At 67.8% G+C, this 15,145-nt stretch carries 16 protein-coding genes; 2 read left to right on the forward strand and 14 right to left on the reverse strand.

From position 1 onward, the window contains the following. Positions 1 to 11: 11 nt before the first annotated feature. The 6 genes from IM776_RS10695 to IM776_RS10720 all read right to left on the reverse strand — a co-directional run bounded on the left by IM776_RS10695 (position 12) and on the right by IM776_RS10720 (position 4,463). Positions 12 to 1,307, reverse strand: a complete 1,296-nt coding sequence (locus tag IM776_RS10695; RefSeq protein WP_194420029.1) for a citrate synthase — start codon at positions 1,305 to 1,307, stop codon at positions 12 to 14. A 167-nt stretch (positions 1,308 to 1,474) separates the two neighbouring features. Beyond that, a complete protein-coding gene (gene dapC, locus IM776_RS10700) occupies positions 1,475 to 2,587 on the reverse strand; it encodes a succinyldiaminopimelate transaminase (RefSeq protein ID WP_194420030.1) in 1,113 nt (370 codons plus the stop codon). 4 nt (positions 2,588 to 2,591) lie between these two features. Beyond that, positions 2,592 to 2,912 carry a ferredoxin gene (gene fdxA, locus IM776_RS10705; RefSeq protein ID WP_194420031.1) on the reverse strand — a complete coding sequence of 107 codons (321 nt, stop codon included), beginning with the start codon at positions 2,910 to 2,912 and terminating at the stop codon, positions 2,592 to 2,594. Then, positions 2,909 to 3,361: a histidinol dehydrogenase gene (locus tag IM776_RS10710; protein ID WP_228479723.1), complete on the reverse strand. Its 453-nt coding sequence runs from the start codon at positions 3,359 to 3,361 to the stop codon at positions 2,909 to 2,911. Before IM776_RS10710 ends, fdxA begins: the two co-directional genes overlap by 4 nt. 44 nt (positions 3,362 to 3,405) lie before the next feature. Continuing rightward, positions 3,406 to 3,720: an AzlD domain-containing protein gene (locus IM776_RS10715; RefSeq protein ID WP_194420032.1), complete on the reverse strand. Its 315-nt coding sequence runs from the start codon at positions 3,718 to 3,720 to the stop codon at positions 3,406 to 3,408. After that, positions 3,717 to 4,463, reverse strand: a complete 747-nt coding sequence (locus IM776_RS10720; RefSeq protein WP_194420033.1) for an AzlC family ABC transporter permease — start codon at positions 4,461 to 4,463, stop codon at positions 3,717 to 3,719. Before IM776_RS10720 ends, IM776_RS10715 begins: the two co-directional genes overlap by 4 nt. A gap of 64 nt (positions 4,464 to 4,527) precedes the next feature. Between IM776_RS10720 and IM776_RS10725 the strand changes: the two genes are divergently transcribed. After that, entirely contained in the window at positions 4,528 to 5,076 is a 549-nt protein-coding gene (locus IM776_RS10725; RefSeq protein WP_194420034.1) for a helix-turn-helix domain-containing protein, read from the forward strand. A gap of 4 nt (positions 5,077 to 5,080) precedes the next feature. On the opposite strand, the gene IM776_RS10730 is transcribed toward IM776_RS10725, so the two are convergent. From IM776_RS10730 to typA, 3 genes are all read right to left on the reverse strand, one after another. Next, positions 5,081 to 6,712, reverse strand: coding sequence for an MFS transporter (locus tag IM776_RS10730; RefSeq protein WP_194420035.1), 1,632 nt, complete (start codon positions 6,710 to 6,712; stop codon positions 5,081 to 5,083). A 2-nt stretch (positions 6,713 to 6,714) separates the two neighbouring features. Then, positions 6,715 to 7,728: a glutaminase A gene (gene glsA / locus IM776_RS10735; RefSeq protein WP_194420036.1), complete on the reverse strand. Its 1,014-nt coding sequence runs from the start codon at positions 7,726 to 7,728 to the stop codon at positions 6,715 to 6,717. 148 nt (positions 7,729 to 7,876) lie between these two features. Further along, complete coding sequence (gene typA, locus IM776_RS10740; protein WP_194420037.1) at positions 7,877 to 9,790, reverse strand: translational GTPase TypA; 1,914 nt, start codon at positions 9,788 to 9,790, stop codon at positions 7,877 to 7,879. A gap of 114 nt (positions 9,791 to 9,904) precedes the next feature. Between typA and IM776_RS10745 the strand changes: the two genes are divergently transcribed. Continuing rightward, positions 9,905 to 10,663 carry a CPBP family intramembrane glutamic endopeptidase gene (locus IM776_RS10745; RefSeq protein WP_194420038.1) on the forward strand — a complete coding sequence of 253 codons (759 nt, stop codon included), beginning with the start codon at positions 9,905 to 9,907 and terminating at the stop codon, positions 10,661 to 10,663. A gap of 2 nt (positions 10,664 to 10,665) precedes the next feature. On the opposite strand, the gene IM776_RS10750 is transcribed toward IM776_RS10745, so the two are convergent. Genes IM776_RS10750 through IM776_RS10770 form a run of 5 tightly spaced genes read right to left on the reverse strand, consistent with a single transcriptional unit; the run spans position 10,666 to position 15,099 of the window. After that, complete coding sequence (locus tag IM776_RS10750; protein WP_194420039.1) at positions 10,666 to 10,989, reverse strand: TFIIB-type zinc ribbon-containing protein; 324 nt, start codon at positions 10,987 to 10,989, stop codon at positions 10,666 to 10,668. A 52-nt stretch (positions 10,990 to 11,041) separates the two neighbouring features. Continuing rightward, positions 11,042 to 11,593 (reverse strand): PH domain-containing protein, encoded by a 552-nt coding sequence (locus IM776_RS10755; RefSeq protein ID WP_194420040.1) that lies wholly within the window; start codon positions 11,591 to 11,593, stop codon positions 11,042 to 11,044. Next, positions 11,593 to 13,239: an ABC transporter ATP-binding protein gene (locus tag IM776_RS10760; RefSeq protein WP_194420041.1), complete on the reverse strand. Its 1,647-nt coding sequence runs from the start codon at positions 13,237 to 13,239 to the stop codon at positions 11,593 to 11,595. The genes IM776_RS10755 and IM776_RS10760 overlap by 1 nt, the downstream gene beginning before the upstream one ends. Further along, a complete protein-coding gene (locus tag IM776_RS10765; RefSeq protein WP_194420042.1) occupies positions 13,236 to 14,180 on the reverse strand; it encodes an ABC transporter permease in 945 nt (314 codons plus the stop codon). The genes IM776_RS10760 and IM776_RS10765 overlap by 4 nt, the downstream gene beginning before the upstream one ends. Then, positions 14,167 to 15,099 carry an ABC transporter permease gene (locus IM776_RS10770; protein WP_194420043.1) on the reverse strand — a complete coding sequence of 311 codons (933 nt, stop codon included), beginning with the start codon at positions 15,097 to 15,099 and terminating at the stop codon, positions 14,167 to 14,169. Before IM776_RS10770 ends, IM776_RS10765 begins: the two co-directional genes overlap by 14 nt. Positions 15,100 to 15,145: the final 46 nt, after the last annotated feature.

Consider the following 15,145-nt stretch of genomic DNA (forward strand, 5'->3'; position numbering starts at 1 on the left):
TGAGCGGGTACTCAGCGGGTCGGGAACTGCCGCTCCGGCGATCCCGTGTACAGCTGCTGCGGACGACCGATCTTGGTCTGCGTGTCGAGGTTAAGCTCGCGCCACTGGGCGAGCCAGCCGGGCAGGCGGCCGATCGCGAACAGCACCGTGAACATCCGCGTCGGGAAGCCCATGGCCTTGTAGATGACGCCCGTGTAGAAGTCGACGTTCGGGTACAGCCGGCGCTCACGGAAGTAGTCGTCGGCTAGGGCGATCTCCTCGAGCTCCTTGGCGAGGTCGAGCAGCGGGTCGGTGACGCCGAGCTCACGGAGCACCTCGTCGGCGGCCTCCTTGACGAGCTTGGCGCGCGGGTCGTAGTTCTTGTAGACCCGGTGGCCGAAGCCCATGAGCTTGACGCCCTCTTCCTTGTTCTTCACGCGCTCGACGAAGCGCTGCACACCCTGACCCGAGTCGCGGATCTCGGCGAGCATGCTCAGCACGGCCTCGTTCGCGCCGCCGTGCAGCGGGCCGGAGAGCGCCTGAATGCCGGCGGAGATCGACGCGAACTGGTTCGCGCCGGTCGACCCGACCAGGCGCACGGTCGAGGTCGACGCGTTCTGCTCGTGATCCTCGTGCAGGATCAGCAGCAGCTCGAGCGCCTTCGACATGACCGGGTTGATCTCGTACGGCTCGGAGTGCACGCCGAAGTTGAGCTTGAGGAAGTTGTCGACGAAGCTGAGCGAGTTGTCCGGGTAGAGGAACGCCTGGCCGACGCTCTTCTTGTGCGCGTACGCGGCGATCACGGGGAGCTTGGCGAGCATGCGCACCATGTTCAGCTCGACGTGCTCGGGGTTGTTCGGGTCGGTCTGGCCCTCGTAGTAGGTCGAGAGGGCGGCGACGGCAGATGACAGCACCGACATGGGGTGCGCGGTGTGCGGCAGCGCCGAGAAGAAGTGCTTCAGATCCTCGTGCAGGAGCGTGTGACGTCGGATGCGATCGTCGAAGTCGGCCAGTTCCGTGGGAGTGGGCAGCTCGCCGTAGATCAGCAGCCACGCGACCTCGAGGTAGCTGCAGTTCTTGGCGACCTGCTCGATCGGGTACCCGCGGTAGCGCAGGATGCCCTGGTCGCCGTCGATGAACGTGATGTCCGACTTGGTGGATGCCGTGTTGACGAAGCCGTAGTCCAGGCCGGTGTAGCCGGTCTGCTTCGTCAGCGTCGAGAAGTCGATGCTGTCAGCGCCTGCGGTGCCGCGCAGAACGGGGAACTCCGCCGTGGTGTCACCGATCGTGAGAGTGGCCTTGTCCTGCTGGTCTCCCGCTGCACTCACGCGGACCTCCTTGTACGTTTACGCGACCTGTTTGGTCTGATTCGTCGAGGGCGATCCACGGCGCACAGCGCCTGATCGGGTTCCGATCGAATCGCCTTTACAGCCTAGTCGTCAGATCGGCCTACTGTGGCATCCGCCAAGAGCCGCGCGAGTTTCACGGTGAGAATCTACAGATCCTCACCGTGCAGGCGCCGCGCACCCTCGGCGACGCGCTCCAGCGGAGCGGTCAGAGCGAGCCGCACGTGCGTGCCGGCATCCGCCCCGTAGAACGGACCGGGGCCGGCGAGGATGCCGAGATCGGCGAGCCTGGCCATGGATTCCCAGGCGTCCCGATCCTCGGTCGCCCACAGGTACAGCCCCGCCTCCGAGCCGTCGATCCGGAAGCCGGCCGCCTCCAGCGCGGGGCGCAGCAGGTCGCGCCGTGCGCGGTACAGCTCCTTCTGCGCCGCGACATGCTCGTCGTCGCCGAGGGCGGTGACCATGGCCTGCTGCACGGGCGCGGGCATCATCAGCCCCAGGTGCTTGCGTGCTGCGAGCAGGTCGGTGATCACGCGCGAGCATCCGGCGACGAACGCCGCACGGTAACCGGCGAGGTTGGACTGCTTGCTCAGCGAATAGACGCTCAGCAGGTTGCTCCGCGAGCCGCCGGTCACGCGCGGATCGAGAACCGACGGCACCGGCTCCGTGGCCCACCGGCCATCCCAGCCGAGTTCGGCGTAGCACTCGTCGCTGGCGAGCACGGCTCCCAGCTCGCGTGCTCGCCGCACGGCCGTCGCGAGCTCGTCGACCGTCCAGGTGCGTCCGTCGGGGTTGCCCGGGCTGTTGATCCAGATGAGCTTCGCACCCTCGGGCCAGGCAGCCGGGTCGTCCTCGGCCACAGGCGTGGCGCCGGCGACCCTGGCACCGACCTCGTATGTCGGATAGGCCACCCGCGGAAAGACGACGATATCGCCCGCCCCCAGGCCCAGCAGAGTCGGCAGGAGCGCGACGAGCTCCTTGGAGCCGACCGTGGGCAGCACGTTGTCGGCCGTGAGGCCGGGCACTCCCCTGCGACGGGCGTACCATTCCACGATCGCCTCACGCAGAGCTGGCGTGCCGATGTTCTGCGGATAGGCGTGCGCGTCGGTGGCTTCGGCGAGCGCCATACGGATCACGTCGGGCGTCGGGTCGACCGGGGAGCCGATGGACAGGTCCACAAGACCCCGAGGATGCTGCGCCGCACGCTCACGGAACGGGACGACGGCATCCCACGGGTAGTCGGCGAGATCCTTGACCCCCACGCCCCTACTCTCCCTGGGGAGGAAGAGCAGCGATGATCGGGTGGTCGTACTTGATGACGCCGACCTTGGCGGCACCGCCGGGCGACCCGACCTCCTCGAAGAACTCGACGTTGGCCTTGTAGTAGTCCTGCCACTCGTCGGGCAGGTCGTCCTCGTAGTAGATCGCCTCGACGGGGCAGACGGGCTCGCAGGCGCCGCAGTCGACGCACTCGTCGGGGTGGATGTACAGCGATCGTTCGCCCTCGTAGATGCAGTCAACGGGGCACTCGTCGATGCAGGCGCGATCCTTGACATCGACGCACGGAAGGGCGATCACATACGTCACGCGTCCAGTCTACGACCCGTTTCCGTGGACGGGGTCCCGGACGCCGCGGCCGACCCCGCCGTCGGGGCGGAACCCGCGGTCGGCGTCGACGCCGAGATGCGCTTCAGGCTGGGCCAGGCGATCACCAGCAGCGCGATGCCGGAGACGAGATAGATCCAGATCTGCCCGACCGGGGTGTTCGGAACGATCACCGAGCCGCCGGGGCCAGGGCCCGAGATGATCATCAGCATCCCGATCATGCCGATCGCAGTGGCGACGGCCGCCGCGCGATCGTGCGTGAGGGCCCGCACGGCGATCAGGAGCGCGCCGCAGGCGATGCCGCCGACGATGAGTCCGACCGGGATCGGTCCCCACATGAGGCTGTGCGCGATGGTGCCGGCAGCACCGTAGACGACGCCGACGAGGGCGGCGGCGATCCAGGACAGCAGTCGAGACAACCAGTTGGGCACGCTGTGATCTTACGCGCCCTTGCCACGTGCGCCGGGCCGACTGGTCAGGCCGCCCAGCCGACCCAGCGCAGCAGCGCGGCGACGGCGGCCGCGGCGATCACGACGACGAGGAACGACTGCCGCAGGTACAGCAGGCCCGCCGCGACCAGCACGGCCGGGATCCTGGCATCGACCACCACGGCCTGCCCGGCACCGAGCGTCTGGACGGCGACGAGAGCGGCGAGCAGTGCGACGGTCAGCAGGTCGGAGATGCGCGCCGGACGCGGCGCCTCCAGCAGGTGCGACGGGATCAGGTAGCCGAACGCCTTCAGCGCCACGCAGATGCAGGCGGCGAGCAGCACCGCGCTCCACACGCTCACGTGTTCGCCTCCGGCACTGTCGCCGGTCGTTCCTCGCGCCCCAGCCAGTTGAACCAGCCGACCACGATGGCGACGAGGGCAGCGACCAGCACCGGCAGGCCCGGCATGATGACCGGTGTGAGCGCCGCGGCGATCACGGCGGCCGCGACGCCGACCGCGATCGCCTGTCGCTGCTTGAGCCGGGGCCACAGCAGCGCGAGGAAGGCCGCGGCAGCCGCGGCATCCAGACCCCAGCTCTTCGGGTCGCCCAGCACGTCCCCGAGCAGCGCGCCCAGCACCGTGGTGAGGTTCCAGCCGATGAAGACGCCGAGCCCCGTCACCCAGAATCCGAGACGCCGCAGCGGCGTCGTGCTCTGCGAGATCGCGACAGCGGTCGATTCGTCGATCGTCACGTGCGCGGCTGCAGCGCGGCGGAAGATTCCCGAGCCGATGATCGGCGACATCCGCATGCCGTACGCCATGTTGCGCACCCCGAGCAGTGCGGCGGAGGCGATGGCGGACGGCAGCGCCGCGACGCCCCCTGCACTGAGGACGCCGATGAAAGCGAACTGCGATCCGCCGGTGAACATGAGCAGGCTGAGAACGCTGGTCTGCCAGACGTCGAGGCCCGATGCCACAGCCAGCGCTCCGAACGAGACGCCGTAGGCGCTCGTGGCCACAGCCACCCCGATCCCCTCGCGCCAGACTTCGCGACGCGCGGACGCGGCGGGCACGGCATCCGTCGTTCGATTCGATGAACGCATGCCCATCAGTCTGAACATGTCACGGTGGATAGTCAAGCGAACGCACGTTTGACATGATGAACACATGGAGGATCTCGGAACACGCATCGCCCGTACGCTGAGGCGGGAGCGCGAAGCGCGCGGACTGTCCGTGTCGGAGCTCGCCCGGCAGGCCGGTGTGTCCAAGGCCACGGTCTCCCAGCTCGAGAACGGCTCCGGCAATCCCAGCGTCGAGACGCTCTGGGCTCTGGGCGTCGCTCTCGACGTCCCCTTCGCCGTGCTCGTCGATCAGCAGGCGAACGCGCCGACGCTCATCCGCGCCGACGACCTCGCCGGCGTGCCGTCAGCCGCTGCCGCGTACAGCGCCACGCTGCTGTCGGCGAGCCCTCCCGGCGCCCGCCGCGACGTTTACCTCATCCAGGCGGAGCCTGGCGAGCCTCGGCGGTCGGATCCGCATCACGCGGGCACCACCGAGCACGTCATCCTCATCTCCGGGCAGGCGCAGATCGGCCCGGCCGGAGAAGCGGTGCTGCTGAATCCCGGCGATTATCTCTCCTATGCCGGAGACACCCCGCACCTGTTCGAGGCGACCAGGCCAGGCACGAGCGCGGTGCTCATCTCCGAGCTGCGCTGACGGTCTACTCCCCTCCGGAGACCGGCGCCGGGTCCGGGATCTCATCCGGCTTGTAGCGGGGCAGACGGGATGCCGGCAGGATCGCCACGGCGCTGATGCCGGCGAGAATCAGCAGTCCGATCTTCAGCGTCCTGAGCCGGGACTCCTCGTTCACCGCGACGGCCGCGTCGACCTGCTCGGGGGTGGCGTCTGTCTCCTCGAGCACGACGCGGAGGTCGTCGTTGCTGACGAAGTTGATGTCGTCCATGTTCACCTGCGCGACGAGCGACGGCGGCAGCTCGGGATGCTCGGTCACCGCGCGTCCCACACTGATGCCGAGCAGCGACACCAGCAGCGCTCCGGCGACCGCGGTCCCGACGGCCGAAGCGAGATTCTGCGTCGTGCCCCGGAGCGACCCGACGTCGCCGGCGAGCGCGGCGGGCGCCGCGGTGACGAGGACGTTGAAGACGAGGGTCACCAGCGCACCCTGACCGACGCCGAAGACGAAGAGCCCCAGGATCGTCGGGAACGTCTCCCAATTGTTGTTCACGACGATCGACAGCCAGACGAGCGCGACGGTCGTCAGGATGAATCCGAACACGCCGATCGTCCGCGGCGGGTAGCGCTTGTAGAAGCGCACCACCAGGGTCGCGGTGATGAAGACGGTGAGGTTGAACGGCATCATCGCCAGCGAGGTGTCGAACGGTGTGCGGCCCTGCACGATCTGGATGTAGAGCGGGATGGAGAAGTTCACGCACGCCTCGAGCGCCACGACGATGAACATCGCGTACACGGCTGCGCGCTCACGCGGCGAGTCGATGATGCTGAGGTCGATCAGCGGCACATGACCGCGTGCCATCCGCCGCCGCGTCCAGAGGAAGAATCCCTGCCCCAGCACGATGCCGGCGATGATGAACAGCGGCGCCGGCGACAGCCCGAAGACGCTGATCGGCGCTCCGTCGGTCGCCGACAGCGCGCCCCAGGTGTTGAGGTTGTTGAAGCCGAGGGTGAGCAGCACGATCGCCGCGCCGATCAGGAGAGCTGCGACGAGATCGATCCGGATCGACGCGTTGCCGCGGTCGCCGCGCAGCGTGAAGCTCAGTGCGAACACGATGACGGCGATGCCGAGAACGATCATGAAGACGGGGCGCCACCCCACCAGCGTCCCGAGGGTGCCGCCGATCAGGAACGCGCTGACCCCCGAGATCGCACGTGCCGATCCGAGAGCTCCGATCGCGGTGGCCTGCTGGGATCCGCGGTAGTTCTCGGCGATCAGGGCGACCAGCGCCGGAACGATGATCGCCGCCGCCGCCCCTGCCGCTGCCTGCCCGGCGATCGCCCACGCCACCGTCGGCGCGAGGATCATCGTCACGGACGATCCGGCGAACAGCACGATCACGACTCGGAAGATCAGCACCCAGCCGACGCGCTGGCCGAGCTTCGCGCCTGTCATCACGAGCGCGGCGACCGCGAGCCCGTAGACGACGATCGTGGAGCTGGCGATCGTGGGCGGCACGCCGAAGTCCTCGACCATGCCGCCCAGCGAGATCGGGAGCGCCGCGACGTTGAACGACATCAGCACCTGGGCGAGGAACAGGCTCACCATGGGCAGCCAGGATGTCTTCTGCACGGCCTCCTTGGTCGCTGTATCGGTCATGATCATCCTTTCCGGGCGTCGGGCGTCCATGGCGCGGACGCGAACAGATTCAGTCCCAGCGATCGGGAGAGGTGCCCGATCGCCAGCTGAGCCCGCACCGAGTTGCCTGCGCTGTCGAGCCGGGGCGAGAATGCGCCGGCCGCGCCCTTGCCGGGAGCCACCGCCACGATGCCGCCGGAGACGCCCGACTTCGCGGGTATGCCGATCTCGAAGAGCCACTCTCCCGAGCGTTCGTACAGTCCGGATGCCGCGACCACCGCGAGCGTGTCACGGCAGACGTCGGCCGAGACGACGCGCTCCCCCGTGACCGGGTTGACGCCGCCGTCGGCGAGCGTCGCTCCCATCACCGCCAGATCGTGTGCTGTGACGTTCAGCGCGCACTGACGCGTGTAGACGTCGACGATCTCGTCCGAGTCCCCGCTCAGCCGCCCGTAGCTGCTGAGCAGGCGGCCGAGCGCGCGATTGCGCTCATTCGTCTGCATCTCGGAGTGATAGACCTCATCGTCGAAGGGCAGTTCCCTGCCGGCGAATGCGGAGAGCCCGTCGCGGATCTGCTCCCACTTCTCGTCGGGGCCGGCGCCGGTCATCAGCGCGGTGGTGGCGATCGCGCCGGCGTTCACCATCGGGTTCATCGGATGCCCGTCGTTGAGTTCCAGGGCCATCACCGAATTGAAGGCGAGCCCGGTGTTGTTCACGCCGACGATGTCGCGCACCCGCCCGTGGCCGTGCTCCTGGATCGCCAGGGCGTAGACGAACATTTTCGAGATCGACTGGATCGAGAACGCGTGCAGCGCATCGCCGGCATCGTGCACTCCACCGGACGCGTCGACCACGGCGAGTCCGAACAGCGACGGATCGACGGCGCCGAGCACGGGGATGTAGCCGGCCACCTCACCCGCGCTGTCCGCGGAATGACGGCGGTGGGCCTCGACGACGAGTTCTTCCACCCGGTCCCAGCCCGGCAGCGCACCGGTGGCGACCGCTTGGTCGATTCCTGCGAGGTCGGTCGGGATCACGCGAGCTCCTCACTGCTCCGGTCACACCGTAGACCCAGGGGACGACGCTGTACAGAGCGTCCGGTACGCCGCGAGGGATCGGCGCCTACGCCGAGGGCCTCACACTCCCCGGATGATCGGGTGCGTGCGAGGCACTCGTGCGGTGTGCTTACGCGTTGGCGTCCTGACGCTTCATGCGCGAGGCCTCGCGGCCGCGGACCGTCTGGTCGAGGATCACCTTGCGGATGCGGACGACTTCAGGGGTCACCTCGACGCATTCGTCGTCCCGGGCGAACTCGAGGCTCTCCTCGAGCGTGAGCTGGCGCGGCGGCGTCATCGACTCGAAGGAGTCCGAGCTCGCGGCACGCATGTTCGTGAGCTTCTTCTCCTTGGTGATGTTCACGTCCATGTCGTCGGCGCGCGAGTTCTCGCCGATGACCATGCCCTCGTAGACCTCCTGCGTCGGCTGCACGAAGAACGACATGCGCTCCTGCAGTGCGATCATCGCGAACGGGGTGACGACACCCTGGCGGTCTGCGACGATCGAGCCGTTCTGGCGGGTGGTGATGTGGCCGGCCCAGGCATCGTAGCCGTGCGAGATCGCGTTGGCGATGCCGGTGCCGCGCGTGGTGGTCATGAACTCGCTGCGGAATCCGATGAGGCCGCGCGACGGGACGATGAACTCCATGCGCACCCAGCCGGTGCCGTGGTTGATCATGTTGTCCATGCGGCCCTTGCGGTTCGCCAGGAGCTGCGTGATCGCACCGAGGTGCTCTTCCGGCGTGTCGATGGTCAGGTGCTCGAAGGGCTCGTGGACCTTGCCGTCGATCTTCTTGGTGACCACCTGCGGCTTGCCGACCGTGAGCTCGAAGCCCTCGCGGCGCATGTTCTCGACGAGGATGGCCAGCGCCAGCTCGCCACGACCCTGGACCTCCCAGGCATCCGGGCGGCCGATGTCGACGACCTTGAGCGAGACGTTTCCGATCAGCTCACGGTCGAGACGGTCCTTCACCATGCGAGCGGTGAGCTTGTGGCCCTTGACCTTGCCCATCAGCGGCGAGGTGTTGGTGCCGATCGTCATCGAGATGGCGGGGTCGTCGACGTGGATCTGCGGCAGCGGGCGCACGTCGTCGGGGTCGGCGATCGTCTCGCCGATCGTGATGTCCTCGAAGCCGGCGATCGCGACGATGTCGCCGGGTGCTGCCGACTCGGCCGGGTAGCGCTCGAGCGCACGAGTCTTCAGCAGCTCGGTGATACGAGCGTTGCTGGTGGTGCCGTCGGCGCGCACCCACGCGACGGTCTGCCCCTTCTTGAGCGTGCCGTTGAAGACGCGCAGCAGGGCGAGACGACCGAGGAACGGGCTGGAGTCGAGGTTCGTGACCCATGCCTGCAGAGGCGCCTCGTCGTCGTACGACGGGGCCGGGATGTGCTCGAGGATCGCACCGAACAGCGGTTCGAGGTCGTCGTTGTCGGGCAGACTGCCGTTGTCGGGACGATTGAGGCTGGCAGCACCGGCACGACCCGATGCATAGACGACGGGGACGTCGAGCAGCGCATCGACATCGAGGTCGGGCACGTCGTCGACGAGGTCGGATGCCAGGCCGAGGAGCAGGTCGTGCGCCTCTTCCTCGACCTCGGCGATGCGGGCGTCCGGACGGTCGGTCTTGTTGACCAGCAGAATGACCGGGAGCTTCGCCTCGAGCGCCTTGCGCAGCACGAAGCGGGTCTGCGGGAGCGGCCCCTCCGAGGAGTCGACCAGCAGCACGACGCCGTCGACCATGGACAGGCCGCGCTCGACCTCGCCGCCGAAGTCGGCGTGGCCGGGGGTGTCGATCACGTTGATCGTGATCTCCTCACCCTTGGCGTGCTCACCCTTGTAGGTGATCGCGGTGTTCTTCGCGAGGATCGTGATGCCCTTTTCGCGCTCAAGATCGTTCGAGTCCATGGCGCGTTCGTCGACGTGCGCGTGCTCGCCGAAGGACCCCGTCTGACGGAGCATGGCGTCGACGAGAGTTGTCTTGCCGTGGTCGACGTGCGCGACGATAGCGACATTGCGGAGGTCAGAGCGGAGGGCGTGCGCCATGCAGGTTTCCTAAAAGGGATGTTGGGATGCGCCGGGATGCCGACGGTACAGGATATCGCACGCACGCTGACCGGCCGCCGAGCAGGCATATGAACGCTCCCGTAACATCGGGCTGTGACCGATCCGCAGCACACCGTCTCGCGCTCTCGCACGTGGTGGGAGATCGCGATCGTCCTGGCGCTCGGGCTCGGTGAATCGGCGATCTACGCGATCGTCCAGCTCGCCTACCGGCTGACAGACAGCACGCCGCTCGCCGATCAGGTCGCCACTCTCAACCCGTCGCGCAGCGACCGCGAGGCCTTCGACCTCATCTACCAGGTTCTTGGGATCAGCTTCTCGATCGTTCCGGTGCTGCTGGTCTGCTTCCTGCTGTGGCAGAACGCGCGCCCGCACCTTGAGCGGCTCGGGCTGGACGGAACTCGTGCCGGCCGGGACGTCGGTCACGGCATCCTGCTCGTCCTCGCCATCGGCATCCCGGGCCTCGCGCTGTACGTCGGCGGCCGGATGCTGGGACTCTTCGTCGCCGTGGATCCGGGAGGACTCGACGCGCATTGGTGGACGGTGCCGATCCTGCTGCTGTCGGCCGCCCGCGCCTCGATCATGGAGGAGTTCGTGGTGCTCGGCTACCTGTTCTTCCGCCTGAGGCAGCTCGGCTGGGGAATGTGGCCGATCATCATCGCGACCTCCGTGCTGCGCGCCAGCTATCACCTGTACCAGGGGCCGGGCGCGTTCATCGGCAACCTCGCGATGGGCCTGCTGTTCGGCTGGCTGTTCGCCCGCGGCGGGCGTCTCCTGCCGTTCCTGGTCGCGCACTTCCTCATCGACGCCGCAGCCTTCGTGGGCTACCCGCTGGTCGCCCCGCTCCTGCCCTGACGTCAGTCGAAGAGGTCGCTGAGCCAGCTCTCGCGCTTGCGGCGATGACCACGGCCGTCGCGGTCGTCATAGCGGCGGTCGTCGTAGCGGCGGTCGTCGTAGCGCGGCTGCTCGTACCCAGGGGCGGCGGGAGGATGCTCCCGGTCTCCGTACTGCGGAACCGGCGGCGCATATGACTGCGGCTGCGGGGCTGTCACGGAGCGCTCGATGATCTTGTCGAGCTCACCGCGATCGAGCCACACGCCACGGCACTGCGGGCAGTAGTCGATCTCGATGCCGCTGCGGTCGGACATGACGAGCGTGGAACCATCGGTGGGGCATTGCATGCGTCGAGCCAAGCAGACCTCTCTATGAGAACGCCGGAACACCCGGCGTCGATCAGCGCGTGACGATGACGGCCACGGCCGCCCACACGGCGAGAACGAGCAATGCGGCGATCGACACCCAGTCCCAGGAGCGGGTCACGACGGCATCAGGCGCGGAGTCCGCCTCCAGGCGCAGGCGCTGCATCCTTGCAATGCCGTCCGCGGCTTCGTCGTTGCCGTCCTCGCGGGTCCGGTCAGGGCCGATCCGGCGCGGCCGGGAGCGCACCGGTCCGCCGAAACAGCGCACCACCGCGCCCTGGTCGAGTGTCAACTCGAGCTGCCACCGCAAGGCGATGCGCTTCACCCGGCTCCACGGCACCCAGGTGCGGCGGAGGAGGTTCTGCACGTCCACGCCCGTGACATCCGCGCGGATGTCGGAGGCGATGCCCACTACGTAGATGACCCAGAGCACCAGCAGCAGCCAGGGCGCGAGCAGCAGCGCCTCACCGGCACCGGATCGGACGACCGCCTCGACCAGAAGGACGACAGCGCCGACCGCGCTGATGCCGAGCAGCCAGGCCGCCCCGGTGACCCGGAAGACCCGTGGCGGCCGGGCCGCCGGCATCAGCCTGCGCCGCCCAGGGGCAGCGAGGCCCCGGGGATGGCTTCCAGCAGGCGCCGGGTGTACTCCTCCTGCGGGTTGCTGAAGATGTCGTCCACCGTGCCCTGCTCGACGATCCGGCCCTTCTCCATCACGCACACGAGATCCGCGGCGACGCGGACGACCGCGAGATCGTGCGTGATGAACAGGTACGTCAGGCCGAGGTCGCGCTGCAGATCGGAGAGCAGGTTGAGGATCTGGTCCTGAACCAGCACATCCAGGGCGGAGACCGCCTCGTCCAGCACGACGATGTCGGGCTTCAGCGCGAGAGCGCGTGCGATCGCGACGCGCTGACGTTGACCGCCGGACAGCTCGTTCGGGTATCGCCAGGCGAGCTCCTGCGGCAGCGCCACCTGCTCGAGAAGCTCGAGGGAGCGCCGATGCTGCTCATCGCGGGTGCCGATGCCGTGCACGTGCAGCGGCTCCGAGATGAGACTGCCGATGCTGCGCAGCGGGTCGAGGGAACCGTACGGGTCCTGGAACACCGGCTGCATGCGCCGGCGCAGCTTGAACACCTCCGCACGCGACATCGTGCTGGTCGGCATCCCGTCGATGAAGATCTCACCGTCGGTCGGCTTCTCCAGCTGCAGCAGCATCTTCGCGACGGTCGACTTCCCCGAGCCTGATTCGCCGACCAGTGCGAGGGTCTTACCCCGCGGGATCGAGAACGAGACCTCGTCGACCGCGCGGAAATGCTCATGGCGGAGCCCTCCGGTGCGGATCGAGAAGTCCTTCACGAGTTCGCGCACCTCGACCACGGCAGGAGCCGTCTCGGCCGGCGTCTCGACGGGACCGGCCGTGATACCGATGCGCTGGGAGGCCAGGCTCGGAGCGGCGGCGACGAGGCGCTGCGTGTACGGATGCCGGGGGTTGTTGAGGATCTCGGCGCTGGCACCCGCCTCGACGATCTCGCCCTGGTTCATCACGAGGATGCGGTCGGCACGCTCGGCAGCGAGGCCGAGGTCATGCGTGATCAGCAGCACCGAGGTACCTCGCTCGGTCGTGAGCGACGCGAGGTGATCGAGGATCACGCGCTGCACCGTGACGTCGAGCGCGCTGGTGGGCTCATCGGCGATCAGCAGCTTCGGATCGGCGGCCAGACCGATGCCGATGAGCGCGCGCTGGCGCATCCCGCCGGAGAACTGGTGCGGGAACTGGTGCATGCGCCGGGCCGCGTCGCTGAGACCGGCCTGAACGAGCACCTCGACGGCGCGGTCGTTGACCTCGCGCCGTCCCTGCGCCAGCCCGTTGGCCTGCACGGCCTCCTTGACCTGGAAGCCGATCGACCACACCGGGTTGAGGTTCGACATCGGGTCCTGCGGGACGTAGCCGATCTCGCGTCCGCGGATCCGCTCCATCTCGCGTCGGCCGGCCTTGGCGAGATCCTTGCCACCCAAGGTGATGCTTCCGCCCGTCACTGTGCCGGTGCCCGGCAGCAGGTCGATGATCGCCGCAGCGGTCGTCGACTTGCCGGAGCCGGACTCGCCGACGATGGCGAGCGTCTCTCCTTCGAGGATGTCGAAGCTCACGCCGTGCAGCACCTCGCGGGACTGCTTGCCGCTGCGGAAGGCGACCTTGAGGTCGCGGATGCTGAGAAGCGGTGCGCTCATCGCTGTGCCCTCGCCTTCGGGTCGACGGCGTCGCGCAGCAACTCGCCGAGAGTGATGAATGCCAGCACTGTGAGCGTGAGCGCCAGTGATGGCCAGAACAGCGCCATCGGCGCAGTGCGGATGCTGGTCTGCGCCTGACTGATGTCGTTGCCCCACGACATCGTGCTGCCGCCGAGGCCGACACCGAGGAACGACAGCACCGACTCGGCGACGATCGCAGCCGCGAGGCTTAGGGTCGCGACGACGATCACGGGCGCCATGGCGTTGGGCAGAACGTGTGAGATCAGCGTGCGGAAGCGTGAGAGACCGACGGCCTCGGCTCCCATCACGAAGTCCGACTGTTTGACGCGAAGCACCTCCGCGCGCATGATCCTCGCGGTCGACGCCCAGGCGAATCCGCCGATGGCGAAGGCCAGGACGATCTCGTTGCGCACCGGCATCACCGACATCACGACGATGGCGGCGATGATGTACGGGATGGTGAAGAAGATGTCACCGACGCGGGACAGCAGCGAGTCGAGCCAACCACCGTAGAAGCCCGCGAAGGCGCCCATGACCATGCCGATGATCGTGCTGATGAGCGTGGCCAGCACGCCCACGACGACCGAGGTGCGCGTGCCCCAGATGATGCGCGAATACACGTCGCAGCCCTGGCGGGTGAATCCGAGCGGGTGACCCGCTTCCGGCCCGCCGTTGCTCTTCGGCAGGACGCAGCCGTTGTTCGGCGCGACGTTCGTGAACAGCCCCGGCCACAGGGAGACGACGACCACCAGCAGCACGAACGCCGCGGATATCCAGAACAGCGGACGGCGACGCAGATCGCGCCAGGCGTCCAGCCAGAGGTTGCTGCGCTTGGCATCGATGCGGACGACGTCGACCGGCACCGAGGTGGTGTCGACGGGGGCGACGTAGTGCTCTGCGGGCGCGTCAGGACGAGACATAGCGGATCCTCGGGTCGAGCAGGCCGTAGATAAGGTCCACGACGATGTTGATGAACACGTAGACGACGACGAACACCGTGACGAACGACACGACGGTCGGGTTCTCACCCCGGATGATCGCCTGGTACAGCGTGTTGCCGACGCCCGGCACGTTGAAGATGCCCTCGGTGACGGTCGCACCGACCATCAGGATGCCGAACACGGTGCCGAGGTCGGTGATCATCGGGATCAGCGAGTTGCGCAGCACGTGCACGGGGATGACGCGCCCGCGCGGGAGGCCCTTGCTGTAGGCGGTGCGCACCCAGTCCTGCCCCAAGGTCTCGATCGTCGAGCTGCGCGTCAGGCGCATGCTCGTCGCATAGACGCTGACTCCCAGCACGATCGCGGGCAGCCAGAGATCGCCCCAGTCGTTGCGGGCGCCAACCGTGGGTCTGAACCAGCCGAGTTGCACGGCGAGGAAGTACTGCGCGAGGAACGCGAGCACGAAGATCGGCACCGCGACGAACACGAGCGCCACGACGAGCATCGAGTTGTCGAAGATCCCGCCCTTGCCGAGAGCGGAGAAGAGACCGATCACGATGGCGAGGACGAACGCGATGCCGACCGCCATCACTGCCAGACGCAGCGTGACAGGGAACGTGCGGGCCAGGATCTCGATCACGGGCTGGCCGGAGAAGCTGATGCCGAAGTCGAGCCGGAAGATGCCGGTGATGTAGTAGAAGTACTGCACGACGAACGGCTCATCGAGGTGGTACTGCTCGCGCAGTCGCTCGAGAAGAGCCGGGTTCGGCTGTCGGTCGCCGAACAGCGCGGCGATCGGGTCGCCGGGCATGGCGAAGACCATGAAATAGATCAGCAGGGTGGCGCCGAAGAACACCGGGATCGCCTGCAGGATCCGTCTGAGGATGTAAAGAGCCATCCTCGACCTCCCTTCGGGTAGGGGACGCACAGGACGACGAGGCGGT

The sequence above is a fragment of the Microbacterium abyssi genome (assembly GCF_015277895.1).
GTDB classification, from domain to species: Bacteria; Actinomycetota; Actinomycetes; order Actinomycetales; family Microbacteriaceae; genus Microbacterium; species Microbacterium abyssi.